A 15929-nucleotide genomic window follows, 5' to 3' on the forward strand; every position below is an offset into this window, starting at 1 on the left:
AGGTAAGAAGTTTGTCTCATCGAAAGCTCCGATCATCGTTCAAGATACGTCAAAGCTGAGCCGTAGGTTTATTTGAAACAATGAGTTGCACTGCCTATACCTGTCCTTGATCCTGATCGAGGACAGGTCGCGATAGAAAGAGGACAAATGGACAGCCCCGGGTTGATCAGTTTCCCCTTGCCGCTGGCGACAGCGCTGCTTTGCGGTGTGCTTACCATGCTGGCCTGGCGTCTGGATCTGGGCTTTCGTCTGGCCAACATGTTGTTCTCGGCTTTTTTTGGGTTGGGCGCCTTCTCATCCCTGTTGGTCGGTCTGCGGTTTGGCTATGGAATCGAGGAGTTGATCCCGCTGCAACGCACGTTGCCCTTGTTCCTCGGGCCACTCCTTTATCTGAGCTTTGCATCGCTGGCTCTCGAAAGGCACGACGTCGCCAAGATCGTCTTGATGCACCTGGCTGCACCATTCATTTTGATCGGGTTGTACCTGCTCTTGGCCAGCGACTTGAGAAGTCTGGATTGGGTTATCAGTGCCAGCTATTCGTATTATTGCGTCGCTCTCTTCTTACTTTGGCGGAAGGGTCCCGACGCACTGATTCAAGCACGGGTCGATGTTACCCAGACCCTTTCCAACTGGCTTTTACGCAGCATTGGGTTCCTCGTCTTTGTACTTGTTTTGGACAGCGCGATCGCAATCGACTTTGCAGTTAACAAGGGCGCCAATGCCTCAATACTGATTTCTTACGGAACTGTTCCGTTGATCCTTCTTCTTCTTGCGACATCAATCACGCTCCCACTGATGTTCTCCAAGGTCAACGCGGCGTCAAACTCAACGCCAGTTGCCAGTACTGAAGACGCAGAAGTCGTAGATCGACTGCAGGTATTGATGGATGAACAACAGCTTTTTCTGGACCCCAACATTACCGTTCAACGACTTGCCAAGCGCCTGAGCCTTCCGGCCCGCGCTGTGTCGTCTGCTGTCAACAGAACTCAGGGAACCAACATGTCGCAATACGTGAACGAGTTTCGTTTGGCTCATGCGGCCCGATTGCTTACCGACACTGACGAAAGCGTTGCCAAAATCGCTACTCAATCAGGGTTCATCGCACGTTCAAACTTCTATCGTGCATTCCAACGGGTCTACGGACAATCGCCTATCGAGTACCGAACACTACGCAAATCAACGCAGAAATCTCCGTTCGACGGTCAAAATCCGCTAGACGCTAGATGAGTCAGCTCGGCGAAAGTAATCGGTCACAAATCAAATGACCGTAGTAGCCCATGAGAGACATCAACAGCTACCGGGATGCAGCTAATGCCCGCTTTTTCGACGTTCGTCGCAAACGCAAAACTTTGAGATTAGTGAATTCACCAAACGCGGACAAAGATTGCTTTAGTTGCAAACGGTTTAACCTCATGCGCTACGACGCGTAAATTGAACGCTCATGCTTTCCACTCGTCTTTTCGAATTTCATTGTAACCACCCACGTGATACTTCAAACCTGTCCTGGGAGCCAAAGTACGATTGCGGGGAAGGCAACGAGCATTGCGATTGTCGCCGCATCCGCCAGAAAGAAGGGTGTTACGCCTTTAAAGACATCCTGAACGCTTAGATCATCGCGCACGCCAGCCACGACAAAGCAGTTCAATCCAATCGGTGGCGTGATCAGACAGAACTCGGCCATTTTGACGACCAGGATACCGAACCAGATTGCACACATTGGCCCAGACATGCCGAAGGTACTGTCGGCTGCACTTACGGCGTCGCCACCGTTCAGCGCCATGACGGCGGGGTAGACGACCGGCAGTGTCAGCAGCAGCATCCCGATCGCATCCATGAACATGCCCAGAACCGCGTAGGCCAGAAGAATGCAGATCAGGATCAACATGGGTGACATCTCAAGCGAGGTTATCCAGTCGGAAAAGGCGCTTGGCAGCTCAGCAAATCCCAGAAAGCGAACGTAGACCAACACGCCCCAGATAATGGTAAAGATCATTACGCTCAGCTTGGCGGTTTCCAAAAGCGCGTCTTTGAGCTCAGACCAGCGCATGCCCTGGTACAGCGCCATCAAGAAGACAACGAAGGCACCGATTGCGCCGCCCTCGGTTGGCGTGCCCCAAGCATCGCCTCCGAATGGGTTGTAGACAAAGAAGATAATCGTCACGACGACAAACAAGATAGGCAGTGCGGGCGGCAAAGACATGAATCGCTCTTTCCATGTAAAGCCTGAGACTGCCGGACCAAAGTCTTTGATCACAACGGCCATGCCAATGATCAACAAGCCGTAGATCAGCGCCGAGAACATGCCCGGAATGAAACCGGCTAAAAGCAGTTTGCCCACGTCTTGCTCCACGATGATCGCGTAGATGACCAGAATTGCCGAGGGAGGGATGAGCGAGGCCAACGTGCCGCCTGCAGCGACGACACCTGCAGCAAAGCGCTTGTCGTAGCCGATTTTCAGCATCTCGGGGATGGCGATGCGGGCGAAAACGGCTGACGTGGCAACCGAGGCTCCGGAAACCGCAGCGAACCCGGCGGTCGCGAAGACAGTCGAAACCGCCAGCCCGCCAGGAACCCAGGCGAGCCAACGCTTGGCGGCTTCAAACAGCGCTTTGGTCAAGCCTGCATAGTAGGCAAGGTAACCGATCAGGATGAAAGTCGGAATGAGGCTGAGCGCCTGGCTCGAAATCTTTGAATGAGGTACCTGCCCGGCGGTTTTGACCGCCACAGTCACAGCCTTGCCGAACCGCGCCGGATCGTATCCGAACTTGGCCCAGAAAATCCAGATCAGCCCAACCATGCCCGCAGTCGCGGCGGCAAAAGCCACACGCATTCCAAGCACCACAAGAACAAGCATACCGCCAGAGACAATCAGGCCAATATCAATGGGTTCCATCAGATTTTACCTCAGTTGTCGTGGCCGGAGACATGCTCGGCTTCCATCGCAGCCTGAGTGGCGGCGTCAGCGATTAGCGGGACGGCGATGGGCGATTGTTCAGGGTGACGGATGGCGCGACCGTAGGCCCAGAGCTGCAGAAAGAGCCTTAGACAAAGAACACTGAAGGCCACCGGGGCCAACAGCTTGGCGGGCCACAGCGGAATGCCGATATCGATTGAGCTGTCGCGGCTCCAAAGCGGTGCGCCAAAGTCGAAACTGCGTGCGAAATGCGCCCAGCTTCCCCAGATCAGCAAGACGATCAGCGCCAGAATGACAGCGGTCGTCACGAATTCGACAATGTACAACGTCCGCCCTTTTAGTGCGCCTACAACCATGTCCATTCGAATGTGACCACCATCGCGCTGTGCGTAGGATATGCCCATGAAGGCAATCAGCGGCATCGCCTGCTCGATCCAGTCGACATAGCCAGGCAATGGCGCGTTGGCGAAATTTCTGCCGCCGACGGAAACCACAGCCATCAGCATCAGGGAAAAGACTGCCAGACCGCTGATCAGGGCCAAAAACCCTTCGAGCTTGTAGAGGCGTTGATCAAGAATGCTAAGACGGCTGTCGTCGGACAGCACAAGGGATGACCCGGCCATCGTTTCCTCCGCTATCAGGAAAGAAAGACTACCCGGCGGCCGTTTTGCCGCCGGGTAGTGAGTGGATTAGCTACCGTTTGCGATCTTCCCGGTCACAAGATCATAAAGCTCTTGTGCTGGAAGGCCGCGTTCGGTGTTATCTGCAATCCAAGCCTCTGCAGCGGGTGCGGCGGCTGCTTCTTTGAACGCTGCGATTTCTTCATCGCTGAACGTGACCCGTTCGATGCCGCGCTGATCCAGCTCGGGGCCCCAGGCTTCCATCGTTTTGGTCTGGTAGTGGGAAACGTAGTGATCCAGCGCTTCATCAACCGAACCCATCAGAGCCTCACGATGCTCATCTGAAAGGCCTTCCAGTGCAAGTGTGTTCACCACGACCGGGCAGTTGACGGTTCCGGGGTTCAGGTTCGTCGTCCACCACGTACCGTTCTCAATGGTCCCGAAGGACATATGGGCGTGCGGTGCAAAGCTGACGGCCTTGACGATACCGCTGTCCATTGCCTGACGTACTTCGGACGCGGACATCGAAGTTGGAACCGCCCCAACTGTCTGCATTGCCTTGCCGATACCGCCGGTAGCACGCACACTCAGACCTTCAAAATCCGCCAGAGATTTCGGCGCTTCACCAACACCGACAAGGTTGTATTGCGGCAGGGGCGACGGCATCAGTAGGGTCGCGTCCCAGCGGGCCAGATCCTCGATCACCGCCGGGTGCTGGTAGACAGCCATCGACAAGTCGACTTCCTGTTCCAGTGATGTCACGCCCAAGAACGGCAGTTCCAGAACGGTGATCGATGGATTCTTGTCGCGGTGATAGCCAGCGCAGAACTGGGCCATTTCGAAAGCACCGATCGAAATACCGTCGAGGTTTTCCTTGTTCTTCGACAGCCCGCCGTAGCTGATGTTCAGGGTAAATTCGCCGTTGGTCTTTTCGTTCACCAGTTCGGCAAGTTTTTCGACATGCTCCGTAAAGGCGCGGCGCTTGCCCCAAAGGGAAACATTCCATTCAACGGCCAATGCCTCAGATGCGACGGTCAGCGACAGGACGGCAATGGCCGCCCGGTTAAGGTGTTTGCGCATAGTGGCTCCTCCCAGATCACGCAATTCGTTTGGGCGGAGTATTCAGAATGCGACGCTTGCTGACTATGAAGGAAAATGCGGGTCATGTTCCACGTACTCTGCGGATTTCCGCAGGGCTGTATCGCTTAAAGCAAGGTCTCTTTATCGAGACCAAGTTTGACGATCTTTTCGTTGAGAGTACGTCGTCCGATTCCAAGCGCTTCGGCGGCGGCATCCATACGGCCTTTGTGCGCCTTTATGGCTTTGCCAATGAGCTCGCGTTCGAAAGCAGCAACCGCTTCGCGCAGCGTATCCGGCACATCGTCAAAGTGCTGATCGCTTTGGATAGCCTGCGCCACCGACCCTCCTCCGCGTCGGGCCGCCAAAATGCGCCGTTCGCAGACATGGCGCAATTCACGCACATTGCCGGGCCAGTCATGTGCAAGCAGAGCGGCGAGATCGTCCTGATTGAGCTCTGGCGCATCGATCTCGTAAACCTGAGCGTATTCGTTCAGAAAATGCGTTGCCAAAAGAACCAGATCATCCCGTCTTTGCCGCAACGGAGGCAAAGTCAATACGACCGTGTTCAATCGAAACAAAAGGTCCTGACGCAGGCGGCCTTCCTCGGCTGCCTGTACGACATCTTCGTTAGTCGCTGACACGACCCTGAAGCTTACCGGCAACGGCGAGACAGCACCTACCGGCAACACCTGCTGATCTTCGATTACCCTTAGCAGCTTGGCCTGAACCACGAGTGGACACGAGCAAATTTCATCCAGAAACAAGGTTCCACCCGATGCCGCCACCAGCCTTCCGTGAGATGCCCCCGCGACCCCGAACATTTCGGCTCCGAACGTATCGGTGGATAAAGCGGCACAGTTAAGAGCAAGAAACGGTGCATCGGGCGAACCACCCAAATCATGTAGGGCATGGGCTACCAGCTCCTTTCCGGTCCCTGTATCGCCTTGCAAAAGGACCGCAACAGAGGTGTCAGCAAGATCGAGAACCTCTTGCCGCAACGCTTTAATCGTATCGGTTCGGCCAAGCAAAATGCGGTCCAGTCCAGACAGTTTTAGCAGCCTGTCCTTCAGCCGCGCGTTGCTTTTACGCATACGGCTTTGCTCAGCCGCGTGTGTCAGCACCGTCAGCAAACGGCGCGGCTCATAGGGTTTTTCAATGAACCCATATGCCCCATCCTGAATGGCTTGCACTGCCATCGGGATGTCGCCATGCGCCGAGATAATCACAACCGGCGGTGCGATCTGTTTATCTAGGCTGGCCAGTAGTTCAAGACCCGACATACCTGGCATCCGCACATCCGAAAGGACTACATCCGGCGTGGCATCGGTCAGATATTCCGCCACCTGAGTCGCGCGCGACACGGCGCTGACGCGCCACCCTGCGGCTTCGAGCAACTCGATAAGGGAATGTCGCATAGATTTATCATCGTCGACGATCAACACTTTGAAGGGTTGCTGTTGGGTCATTCGTTCGCTTCTTCAGGTCGTGAGGCTATCGGGAAGGTGACACAGAATACCGTTCCACCGCCATTCCGGTTTCGGGCCGTCATTGTGCCATCGTGATCTTTGACAATGCTGGCGGAAATGGCCAAACCCAAACCCATGCCTCGCCCGCTCTCCCTTGTGGTTACAAATGGTTCTTGCAACTCGGCCAGTGTCGCCTCCCCTAAGCCGTGACCATTGTCTTGAATTTCAAGTGTGGCTTGGTCTTTGGAAACTGTGACGGCTATTCGAATTTCAGGCGCGCTCGTTTCGTCTGTTGCGTCCATGGCATTTCGCAACAAGTTGGTTATCACCTGTTCGACACGTAAAGCAATTCCTCGGATCAGAACCGGGTTGGCTGGTACATCCAGCGAAACTTCCACTTTTGCCTGCTCAATATTCGGATCGACCAGGGCCAGGGCGGCGCGCACAGAGTTGCACAGATCGACGTTATCGAACGGTTCATTTTCCGAACGAGCGAAGAACCGCAACTGGCGTGTTATGCCCTCCATACGATCTACAAGGCTGCCGACTTTCTGCGTTAGCGAGGTTTGGCCAGACGTCCCGATCTCGGCCGCCACCAGATGGTTGCGCATGGCGGCAATGGGTTGGCCCAGTTCGTGCGTGACAGACGCAGAGAGTTGCCCCAAAGCAGCCAGCCGACTTGCGCGCTCCAACTCGCCTTGTGTGCGCTTGAGGCGTCGTTCCGCAGTCTTCCGGTCGTCGATTTCGATTGCAAGCCGCTCGTTTGCCTGACGCAACTGTGCCTCTTCCTGCTCAGATCTTGCCAACGCAGCCCCGACGCGGCGCGTTCGTTGTATTTGCAGGAAGATGAACGCCACACCTGCAAGGAGGACGAAGAGAGCGGTGACAAGCCAGCTTCGCGCGACCGCCCGGTCGTCACTTGCAAAATAATGAAGCGACCAACCATGAGGCAGGTCAGTTGCGGCCAGATGAAGACGTTTCGCCCCTGAAATCCTGGCTTGGTTTCCCGGCAACTCGATCCAGTCCAACGGATCAAGCTTATGACCTGTAAACTGCCGAGCCTTTCTGATCCTTTCCTGTTGTTGATCAGAAAGCGGATTCAACACACGGTACTGCCAATCCGGATCAGAGGACAAAAGAACAACTCCGTCCTCGTTTGCCAGCAGGACCTGCTCACCAGAATTTCTCCAACTTTCCTGAAGATCCGAAAAATCAATCTTGATCGCAATGACACCGGTCGGTGCGGCCGCGTCGTTGAGTACCACATTGGCAATAAAGTATCCCGGCAGACCGGTTGTCGCTCCAATTGCATAAAACTGCCCTTGCTCACCCGAGAGGGCGTTCTGAAAGTACGGGCGGAAGGCGTAGTTTTGACCCACAAAGCTTCCGACATCGCGGTAATTCGATGCGGAAATGGTGATACCGTTTTTATCCATTAGGTAAATCGCATCTAAACCTGCCTGCGCCGCGAAATCCTCGAGGCGCCGGTTCAACGTTCCTGTGCCGTCTCCTTCGGCTGTTCCGATGACAAAGGGGTCTTTTGACAGCACATATGTGAGGTGGGAAAACCGCTCCAACTCGGCCTTGACCGAGCTTTTGTACAGAGACAGCCGCCCCAGAACCTTGGAGTGTTCTTCTGAAAGGAAATATTGATAGGATATCAGATAGAGGCCAAGGCTGGCGACAGCGGCCCCAAAAAAGCCAACAATGTACGGCATTGAACGCATTGACTGCCCATTAGTTGCGACCGCATAGGATCACAGACGGTTTTTGCCGTCCATCCCAAGACCTCTAATCCCAAACTTGAGTTTTCTGGAAACAAAGGCCGAACAGGATTTCTATAGTCCGCCATTCAGCTAAGCGTGCGTTCTTTCTGACTTACACAGACCACAAACTTCAGCAGCGAATACGAAACGACGACAACTCTCCTGCACGGAAAGACGCTGCTACGAAAGTCCGTTTCGCCAATCTAGAAATTCCGCAAGTAGTAGCCCCCTAATACCACCTCCTCGTAAACAAATGCTAGGAGCATTCGATAGGAGGAGCCATGACCAAACTTGCGCATTCCATGATCCGCGTGATCAACGAGGATACATCCGTCTCGTTCTATCAGAGGGCCTTCGATTTAGAGATTGTCGACCGCCTGGACTTTGAGAAGTTCACGTTGATCTACATGGCGTTGCCCACTGCCAGCTTCGAAATCGAACTGACCGTCAACAAAGAGCGCGACACACCTTACGACATTGGGGATGGATACGGTCATCTGGCGATCGTTGTTGATGATCTTGAGGCCGCCAGGGCCAAGACTGAAACCGCCGGAGCAACACCAAAAGACATCGTCGACTTTTGTCCCGGTGGAGATCGTGTCGCGCGTTTCTTTTTTGTGAACGATCCCGACGGTTATCAGATCGAGGTCATCGAGAAGGGCGGTCGCTTTGCCTAAGACCACAGAAGCATAAAGGGAGGAAACCATGCTTTATAAGCTCGATTTTACTGTTGAGTACGATTCAACGATGGCGCAACAAGGCCTGCTTGGCGTCTGGGAGGAGGAAGCTGAGGCAGCTCTTGGCGCAAAAGATGCGGGCGTTGTCAAAGACCTTTGGAAAGTTGTCGGGGAGCGCAAAGTTGTCGCTATCGTTGAAGTTGAGAACCCCGATGTCCTCGACCGCATTCTGTTCGATTTGCCTATCATGCAGAAGATGGGTCATCATGTGCAGGTCGAGGTCAAATCTCTGCGCCGTTATGAAGACTTTGCAGCTGATGTCAAAAGCCGGATCGGCCGCGCTGCCTAATAGGAGACGTCGAAATGTGCCAACTCTTTATCGATGCTGATCCGGCACTTTGGGCGTCTCATACCCGCTCGTTCCGTATGGATGGGATGGTCACAAGCGTCCGCATGGAAGAACTCTTCTGGCGGACGCTGGAAACGATTGGCGAGCGAGATGATCTCAGCGTTCCGCAATTGCTGCATCGTCTCTACAATGAAAGCCTGGATGCCGGGCATGACGTTGGTAACTTCACATCCTTCTTGCGCGTGTGCTGCCTGCGATACCTTGATTTACAGATGAGAGGGCTCATTCCGGTCGAGGAGCGCGTCCAGCTTTCTCAGCTACCCGCCGCCGACATTCTTGCGCTTGAGTCTGATGAACGCGAGAAAGCTGCGCCGCGTCTGCTCTAAAGTATGCTGCCGTCCAACTCGTGACTGATCTACTTCGATTTTGGCCTTCTCAGTCACTTGGTAGCACAATTTCTGATGGTTATTGGCGGCTCGATCGGCCTTGGTTGGTCTCGCTCTCCTCGGCCTGTATAATGAATGATCATTCATTCTGAACAGCTACGAGGTTAACTATTTCGAAAGCGTAAACTCATCGGACAAGGAAACCCTCGTGCTGGTCCACGGATTGGATGGCGACAAGAACAGTTTCCTGCAGTCTGGCGGGATATTTTCCGAGTGCTATCATCTCGTTCTAACGGACCTCGCCGGACTCGGCGGGAACGCGGAATCCGAGCCGGGACTACTCCATAGATAGGCACTCGTCTGTCCTGCCTGCGTTCCTGCGCAATTGATATGGATGAGTTCCACCTTGTCGGGATTTCCATGGGCGGCCACACGTCTTCCGCCTACGCGATCAGATACTCCGACGATGTCAAAAAGCTCGTTCTGCTGAATGCGGCCACGCTCAAGCTTAACGATCATGCCACCTAAACTGGATTCGGAAAAGACATCGAAACCGACGAAGAATTCGAATTCAGAACTGATCACGATAGAGAATGCTGGCCGTGTTCGGCAAATCGAGGTCCCTGATATCGTTGCGAATGGAATCCGTGCTTTCCTGAGTGCCCGTAAATACGGGGAAAGGCTCACTGCAATGCCACTACCAGCAGTAATCTGTTCAGCAACCTCCACCGCAACCTGGTCTGACGGTCGATTCTAAGACACTAGTTTTCCCGAGGGCGGAAAGCTTCAAGTACCTCGACATCGACGGATTGAATGCGTGCGAACCGCTCGGTTGGATCGTTTATGACCACCCAACTGTGTTGAGTTTTAGCGACCAAAACCGTTTCATTGGGAAGGATGCCTGACCAGTCGAAATCCATCGTCACCGAATAGGTGTTGGAAGCTGTTTCTTCAGCTTGGAAGTTGCTGATGAGATGGGTGCTCGCGACCACCTGGGAGCCTGGTCCTGCCAGCCACGCAGCAACGCCGTCAAAGTCGGTGATCGCGCCGCTCGAAAAGTTCAATGAGAAATCATCAGCGAGGATTTCGCGCACCGGCTCCGCATTGCGTGATGGATCTTCGATAAGCGCAAGCCAGTAATGCACAAGACTCCGCATCCGGTTAGTGGCGTAAGCATCCTTGAAGTCTTCAGCTTCGGTTTCAGCATCCTGCTCAATCAGAACGTTGGACAGTAGCGGTAAGACCGTTTCCCCAGGCACCATTTCGACAGTGTAACTTAGATCAGCCTGCCGCACCGCACCGTCCGGTAACATGCCCCGATTCTGGTAAGTGATCTGAGCGTTGAGCGTCATAGCCCCCTCATCACCATGCTCGATAGCGACCGACTGCACGTGATGCGCATTGTTCCAAGTGTCCGGGAGTTGTGACACACGTGCCGCATATTCGTCATGACCTCTGGCTGTCCCCAAACCAGATGTGACGACCACATCTTCGGCGAGAATATCGATGGCGTTCGACACGCCGCCCTCGACACGCTCGTAGAACTGATACCATCGGTAGTATTGGGCCAGTGCAGCATGTTCCTGAAAACCCCGGCGAATCTCATCTTCCGTCATCTGAGCGACACCCTGAGTGGCGAAAGTTGCTAGAATGGTGGCCGAAAGAAGGATGGACGAGCGACGCATGGCAGACCTATTGATAGTTTCTAAAATGACTGATTGCTCATTTTATGTTAGATCAAGCCTTTATGGCGCGCCAGCACAGCGAACCACATGGATCGAATTTTTACCTTAGATCCTGATGCCTCTGCCGCAGCGGTCATCATTGCATTGTGGAGCTCCGTTTTGACCGCAAGATAGACGGCACGAAGGAGCTGTTCCTTGTTCTCATAGTAGCGGTACACAGTTCCGACAGCCAGCCCTGCGCGTTTGGCAATAGCGATCACGGAAGCAGCCGAAGACCCACATTCCAAGACCTCCGCTATGGTTGCGCGACGGATGTCACCCAGCTTGTCCCCAGTTTTGCGCTCGACCATCGGTTTCTTCCTGAACTCACCGAAAAGGGAGATAGCCCATCTGGAAAAGAAGACGAAGAGGTGTTCTCTGGGGAGCACCGGCTAAACACAACTGCAGACATCGATCTGATCTAAAGTAGTGGCAGGTTTGGCCTGCACTGCAGACAAAGAATGGGTAGTTTCTACTTAGACTCTGTTAAGCTTTGCACTTTGGCGTCGCAGAAAAAAGGTCGCAGCGACTGCCGCGGCGACCTGCTTCAATTCCGAGACACTGTGATCGGATCAGTCGCGCAACAGCTCGTTGATGCCAGTTTTTGAACGGGTCTTTTCGTCGACCCGCTTCACGATGACAGCGCAATACAGGCTGATGTTGTTCTTGGATGGCATCGACCCCGACACAACAACCGAGTAAGGCGGCACTTCACCGTATGTAACCTCGCCGGTTTCGCGATCCACGATCTTTGTGGATTGGCCAATGTAGACGCCCATCCCCAGAACCGAGCCTTCGCGGACGATGCAGCCTTCGACAACTTCGGAACGTGCGCCAATAAAGCAGTTGTCCTCGATAATGGTTGGGCCTGCCTGCATCGGCTCTAGCACACCGCCAATGCCGACACCGCCCGACAGGTGTACGTTTTTGCCGATCTGCGCACAGGACCCGACGGTTGCCCAGGTGTCGACCATGGTGCCTTCGTCGACATAGGCGCCCAGATTAACGAAGGACGGCATCAGAACGACGCCCGGCGCCACATACGCGGATTTACGGACAATGCAGTTCGGCACGGCCCGGAAACCGGCAGCGCGCCATTGGTTTTCACCCCAACCGGCGAACTTGCTGTCCACCTTATCCCACCAACCACCGTCCTGCGGACCGCCAGTTTGGACTTCCATGTCCTTGATGCGGAAGCCCAGTAAAACCGCCTTCTTGGCCCACTGGTTTACATGCCAGCTGCCATCACTTTGCTTTTCGGCCACACGCAATGCGCCACTGTCCAGCGCGTTCAGAGTGTCCTCGATCGCCTCGCGCTGCTCACCTGTGGTGGCTGGGGTGATCGTGTCACGTGCCTCCCAGGCGGCTTCAATCGCGGCTTCCAATTGTGCGTTGGACATGGGGGTACTCCCTGCAGAATCTGTTCACGTTGGTTTGGCCTATACGCAAGCATGGCCCATGGCGCAATGCGACGTAGGTGAACCAAATTGCGTCAGCGCCCGATCAATCCGCGAACCATGGCAGAAACCTGAGTTTCAGAAGACAGTCTGACTAGGACGCAAACGGATCCGGAGCAACATTCCCGCCACAGATCAGAACCGCCACCCGTTCACCCGGCTCCGGCTGATACCGCCCCGACGTCAAAGCGGCCAGCGCGGTCGCCCCGGCCGGTTCGACCAGAAGCCGATGGGATTGCCACAATGCCTTTTGGGCCTTGGAAATCGCGGCGTCCGGCACAAGCACCGAGGTTACATCCTGCGCCAGCCCGAAGCAGATCTGCCCGATCTGGCGGGCGCCCAGCGCGTTGGCCGCAATGCCTGAGACGGTAACATCCACCGGCTTGTTGGCCTTTAGCGCGGCATTCAAAGCGCATGAGGTTTCGGGTTCGACCGCGACCACTTTGCGCGCACCCTGAAACCAGGCCAGTGCCCCGGCAATCAGGCCGCCGCCGCCAACCGCGATCAGGACTGTATCGGCCCGTAAACCCTGCGCGTCCCATTCTGCAAAACAGGTGCCTTGCCCAGCCACTGTCGCTGGTGCGTCATAGGCGTGGATCTGCATGGCCCCGGTTTCTTTTTCATGCGCGCGCGCCGTTGTCAGGGCGTTGGCATACTCGCCGGACACCACGCTCAGGTCCGCGCCAGTCTGTTCAATCAGGGCAATTTTGGATGGGCCTGCCAGCTCTGGCACGAAAATTTTCGCCGGATATCCCAAGGCGCGGGCGGCGTAGGCTGCTGCTGCGCCATGATTGCCGCCCGACGCGGCCACCACACCTGCGCTTGGCACATCAGAACTGAGCAACGTGTTGAAAGCCCCGCGCGCTTTGAAGCTGCCGGTGTGCTGCAAGTGTTCCAGCTTCATTTCAATCGGGTATCCGGGAATGTCGCTTTTCATAACCGGTGTCACCTGCGCGTATCCAGCAATGCGATCGCCCGCTGCCTTAATTTCCGACTTCCAATTCATTCTTGTCTTTCCGTGACTGGCACTCTGCCCGGGAACCCTATAGCTGTTTGAAAAACACGCAAGCAGGGAAGCCCCAGCAATGAGAGAAGACCGCCTCAGCCCCTTTCGCGATGCACAAACCGACCGCTCAACTGCGAGCGAGGTGCCGGACACGCCACAGACACGTTCCTCGGCCTATCGTCTTGCGTTCGCCGACGAAGATTTCATGTGCCGGGATGAACTACGCCCTGTGCGCCTGCAATTGGAGCTGCTGAAACCCGAAATGATCATGACCGAGCGTGAGATCACCTCGACCATCGTGATGTTCGGGGGCGCGCGTATCCCTGAGCCTGCGCGGAAGCACACCGCGCGGACCGAAACACTGGCGGGTTTGTCGCAATATTATGATGAGGCACGCGAGTTCGCCCGGTTGATGACAGAGAAATCGCACCAAAGTGGAGGCCACGAAAACGTGATTGTCACCGGCGGTGGTCCCGGTGTGATGGAGGCGGGAAACCGTGGCGCGCAGGATGCAGGCGGTTGCTCGATCGGTCTGAACATTGTGCTGCCGCACGAGCAGGCACCGAACCTATATGTGACACCCGAACTCAGCTTCAACTTTCACTATTTCGCCATCCGCAAGATGCATTTCCTGATGCGCGCCCGCGCAATTACGATTTTCCCGGGCGGGTTCGGCACGATGGATGAACTGTTCGAATCCCTGACCCTGATTCAGACCGGTCGCATGGAACGTGTTCCATTCCTGTTGTTCGGGCGAGAGTTCTGGGAGAAGGTGATCAATTGGAAAGCACTGGCCGATGCTGGCACGATTTCAGATGAAGATCTGAACCTTTTCCGTTTTGTCGACACGGCGCAGCAAGCAGTTGACATCATCGAGAACTGGGAACCTGCCCCGCCTCGGGATGAGATTCCCGGGCGCTGACACTATGAAACCTCCCTCAAAATCAGGCGAAATGCTTCATTTGCGCGGAAACGCCCTGGCCAAAGGCGATCCGGTAGCATTGCCGTTGACCCAAAGCAGCATGTTTCACCTGCCCGGCACGCCGGACGGGCACGCGGCTTACGGGCGTGTCGACAACCCAACATGGCTCCACCTAGAGCATGTGCTGTCGCATCTGGAAAACGCACCCTGTCTGACTTTCCCATCTGGTATGGCAGCGATTTCGGCAGCTTTGTTTGCAACTGTCAAAGCCGGGTCGCGAATTCTGATCCCGTCGGATGGCTACTACGTTACGCGGCTGCTGGCGGACAGGTTCTTATCCAACCTCGGGGTTGCGGTCGAAGAGCGCCCCACCTTAGCCTTCGCTGATGGTAGGTTCGATGGCTTCGATGTGGTGTTTGTCGAAAGCCCCTCGAACCCGGGTCTCGAGACGATTGACCTTGCTTCTGTCGCACGGGACGTCCGTGCGGCTGGCGGCATTACGATTGCCGATAACACAACACTGACGCCTTTGGGTCAGCGCCCGCTGGATCTCGGGATCGACATTGTTGTGTCCTCTGACACCAAGGCAATGGGGGGGCATTCAGATCTTCTTATGGGTCATGTCGCCAGTCGTAGCGCACCGATGATGGAACGGATCGAAGAGTGGCGACGTGTGTCCGGCGCGATTCCGGGCCCACATGAAGCGTGGCTTTTGCATCGCGGGTTGGAAACGCTGGACGTTCGGTTTGACCGGATGTGTACGTCTGCTCAGGTTCTGGCCGAGCGTTTCAAGGCGCACAAGGCTGTGCAACAAGTCCGCTATCCGGGCCTGCCGGACGACCCATCTCATCCCCTTGCGCAGGCGCAAACGGCCCGGTTCGGATTTTTACTGTCGATCACATTGAAAGACGAAGCAAAAGCCGAACAGTTCATCAACGCGTGCCTGCTTTTGCGACCTGCTACTTCCTTTGGAGGCGTTCACAGTTCCGCAGAACGCCGCGCCCGGTGGGGGGACGATGTCGATCCGGCCTTTATTCGCCTGTCTGTCGGCTGTGAACCTGTTGAGGAGCTTTGGCAGGCGATCGAGGCCAGCCTGAATGCGCTATAATCAGTGCTTAGGGTCGCGCAGTTCTTTGAAGACATAGATCGGCAGAACGACGCTGGCGATCAGCGCTCCCAGCCAGACCAGCAAAGTGGCAGCCAAAAGGTTTGAAATGCCACCAACCGTCAGGCCTGCCGTGATCAAATCCGTCACCAAAAGCCCAACGAACGTAACGATCAAAGCGATCCCGCCTTTCAGTGCTGGCGCTTTCTTTTCGCCCAGCTTCAGGATCAAAGGCTCAGCCACAAGCTGAACCAAGGTGAAGACAATCACCACAACGATGAATGACAGCGGCCGGATCGCAAACCCGGCCAAAAGCAGGGTCGCCAACAATAAACCAATGGCGTTCCCGACCAGCAAGGCCAAAGCGGACTTAATTCTGCGTGACATGGGTCGGCCTCCATCAATAAATAATTCGAAACACGTAAATTCTAACAGAGTTGCGAAAATTTACGAGGCT

Annotated in this window: 17 protein-coding genes; 7 read left to right on the plus strand and 10 right to left on the minus strand. The window is 55.2% G+C overall.

Annotated elements, in window-relative coordinates; translation table 11 throughout:
- The first annotated feature begins 147 nt into the window (after window positions 1-147).
- Window positions 148-1227, plus strand: coding sequence for a helix-turn-helix transcriptional regulator (locus tag Q1B13_RS07145; protein WP_299078851.1), 1080 nt, complete (start codon window positions 148-150; stop codon window positions 1225-1227).
- A 265-nt stretch (window positions 1228-1492) separates the two neighbouring features.
- Here the strand turns inward: Q1B13_RS07145 and Q1B13_RS07150 are convergent, their stop codons facing one another.
- The 5 genes from Q1B13_RS07150 to Q1B13_RS07170 form a co-directional block, all read right to left on the minus strand.
- Window positions 1493-2893 carry a TRAP transporter large permease gene (locus Q1B13_RS07150; RefSeq protein ID WP_298934529.1) on the minus strand — a complete coding sequence of 467 codons (1401 nt, stop codon included), beginning with the start codon at window positions 2891-2893 and terminating at the stop codon, window positions 1493-1495.
- Window positions 2894-2904: 11 nt separating this feature from the next.
- Window positions 2905-3537, minus strand: a complete 633-nt coding sequence (locus Q1B13_RS07155) for a TRAP transporter small permease subunit (RefSeq protein WP_299078854.1) — start codon at window positions 3535-3537, stop codon at window positions 2905-2907.
- A 66-nt stretch (window positions 3538-3603) separates the two neighbouring features.
- Window positions 3604-4614, minus strand: a complete 1011-nt coding sequence (dctP, locus tag Q1B13_RS07160) for a TRAP transporter substrate-binding protein DctP (protein WP_299078857.1) — start codon at window positions 4612-4614, stop codon at window positions 3604-3606.
- A gap of 125 nt (window positions 4615-4739) precedes the next feature.
- Window positions 4740-6080: a sigma-54 dependent transcriptional regulator gene (locus tag Q1B13_RS07165; RefSeq protein ID WP_299078861.1), complete on the minus strand. Its 1341-nt coding sequence runs from the start codon at window positions 6078-6080 to the stop codon at window positions 4740-4742.
- The gene (locus tag Q1B13_RS07170) at window positions 6077-7798 is read right to left on the minus strand and encodes an ATP-binding protein (protein WP_367180701.1); all 1722 of its coding nucleotides are present in this window, start codon (window positions 7796-7798) and stop codon (window positions 6077-6079) included. The genes Q1B13_RS07165 and Q1B13_RS07170 overlap by 4 nt, the downstream gene beginning before the upstream one ends.
- Window positions 7799-8127: 329 nt before the next feature.
- On the opposite strand from Q1B13_RS07170, the gene Q1B13_RS07175 reads away from it, so the two are divergent.
- The 4 genes from Q1B13_RS07175 (at window position 8128) to Q1B13_RS07190 (ending at window position 9786) form a co-directional block, all read left to right on the plus strand.
- Window positions 8128-8523 (plus strand): VOC family protein, encoded by a 396-nt coding sequence (locus Q1B13_RS07175; protein ID WP_299078867.1) that lies wholly within the window; start codon window positions 8128-8130, stop codon window positions 8521-8523.
- Window positions 8524-8551: 28 nt separating this feature from the next.
- Window positions 8552-8872, plus strand: coding sequence for a muconolactone Delta-isomerase family protein (locus tag Q1B13_RS07180; RefSeq protein WP_298934523.1), 321 nt, complete (start codon window positions 8552-8554; stop codon window positions 8870-8872).
- A gap of 14 nt (window positions 8873-8886) precedes the next feature.
- Window positions 8887-9258: a ribbon-helix-helix domain-containing protein gene (locus Q1B13_RS07185; protein ID WP_298934522.1), complete on the plus strand. Its 372-nt coding sequence runs from the start codon at window positions 8887-8889 to the stop codon at window positions 9256-9258.
- Between the two features lie 390 nt (window positions 9259-9648).
- Window positions 9649-9786: an alpha/beta fold hydrolase gene (locus Q1B13_RS07190; RefSeq protein ID WP_299078869.1), complete on the plus strand. Its 138-nt coding sequence runs from the start codon at window positions 9649-9651 to the stop codon at window positions 9784-9786.
- A 233-nt stretch (window positions 9787-10019) separates the two neighbouring features.
- On the opposite strand, the gene Q1B13_RS07195 is transcribed toward Q1B13_RS07190, so the two are convergent.
- The 4 genes from Q1B13_RS07195 to Q1B13_RS07210 all read right to left on the minus strand — a co-directional run bounded on the left by Q1B13_RS07195 (window position 10020) and on the right by Q1B13_RS07210 (window position 13445).
- A complete protein-coding gene (locus tag Q1B13_RS07195) occupies window positions 10020-10874 on the minus strand; it encodes a nuclear transport factor 2 family protein (protein WP_299799750.1) in 855 nt (284 codons plus the stop codon).
- A gap of 116 nt (window positions 10875-10990) precedes the next feature.
- Window positions 10991-11293: a TetR/AcrR family transcriptional regulator gene (locus Q1B13_RS07200; RefSeq protein WP_299078873.1), complete on the minus strand. Its 303-nt coding sequence runs from the start codon at window positions 11291-11293 to the stop codon at window positions 10991-10993.
- Window positions 11294-11554: 261 nt separating this feature from the next.
- Window positions 11555-12382 carry a 2,3,4,5-tetrahydropyridine-2,6-dicarboxylate N-succinyltransferase gene (gene dapD / locus Q1B13_RS07205; protein ID WP_299078876.1) on the minus strand — a complete coding sequence of 276 codons (828 nt, stop codon included), beginning with the start codon at window positions 12380-12382 and terminating at the stop codon, window positions 11555-11557.
- Window positions 12383-12533: 151 nt separating this feature from the next.
- On the minus strand, window positions 12534-13445 hold the full coding sequence (locus Q1B13_RS07210; RefSeq protein WP_299078879.1) for a threonine/serine dehydratase: 912 nt from the start codon (window positions 13443-13445) through the stop codon (window positions 12534-12536).
- 79 nt (window positions 13446-13524) lie between these two features.
- Between Q1B13_RS07210 and Q1B13_RS07215 the strand changes: the two genes are divergently transcribed.
- Both Q1B13_RS07215 and Q1B13_RS07220 read left to right on the plus strand, forming a co-directional pair.
- Window positions 13525-14367, plus strand: a complete 843-nt coding sequence (locus Q1B13_RS07215; protein WP_299078882.1) for a TIGR00730 family Rossman fold protein — start codon at window positions 13525-13527, stop codon at window positions 14365-14367.
- Between the two features lie 4 nt (window positions 14368-14371).
- Window positions 14372-15475: a cystathionine gamma-lyase gene (locus Q1B13_RS07220; RefSeq protein WP_299078885.1), complete on the plus strand. Its 1104-nt coding sequence runs from the start codon at window positions 14372-14374 to the stop codon at window positions 15473-15475.
- Here the strand turns inward: Q1B13_RS07220 and Q1B13_RS07225 are convergent, their stop codons facing one another.
- On the minus strand, window positions 15476-15859 hold the full coding sequence (locus Q1B13_RS07225; protein ID WP_299078888.1) for a hypothetical protein: 384 nt from the start codon (window positions 15857-15859) through the stop codon (window positions 15476-15478). It lies immediately after the preceding gene.
- Between the last annotated feature and the right edge of the window lie 70 nt (window positions 15860-15929).

The sequence above is a fragment of the uncultured Ruegeria sp. genome, assembly GCF_947489545.1.
Lineage (GTDB): Bacteria > Pseudomonadota > Alphaproteobacteria > Rhodobacterales > Rhodobacteraceae > Ruegeria.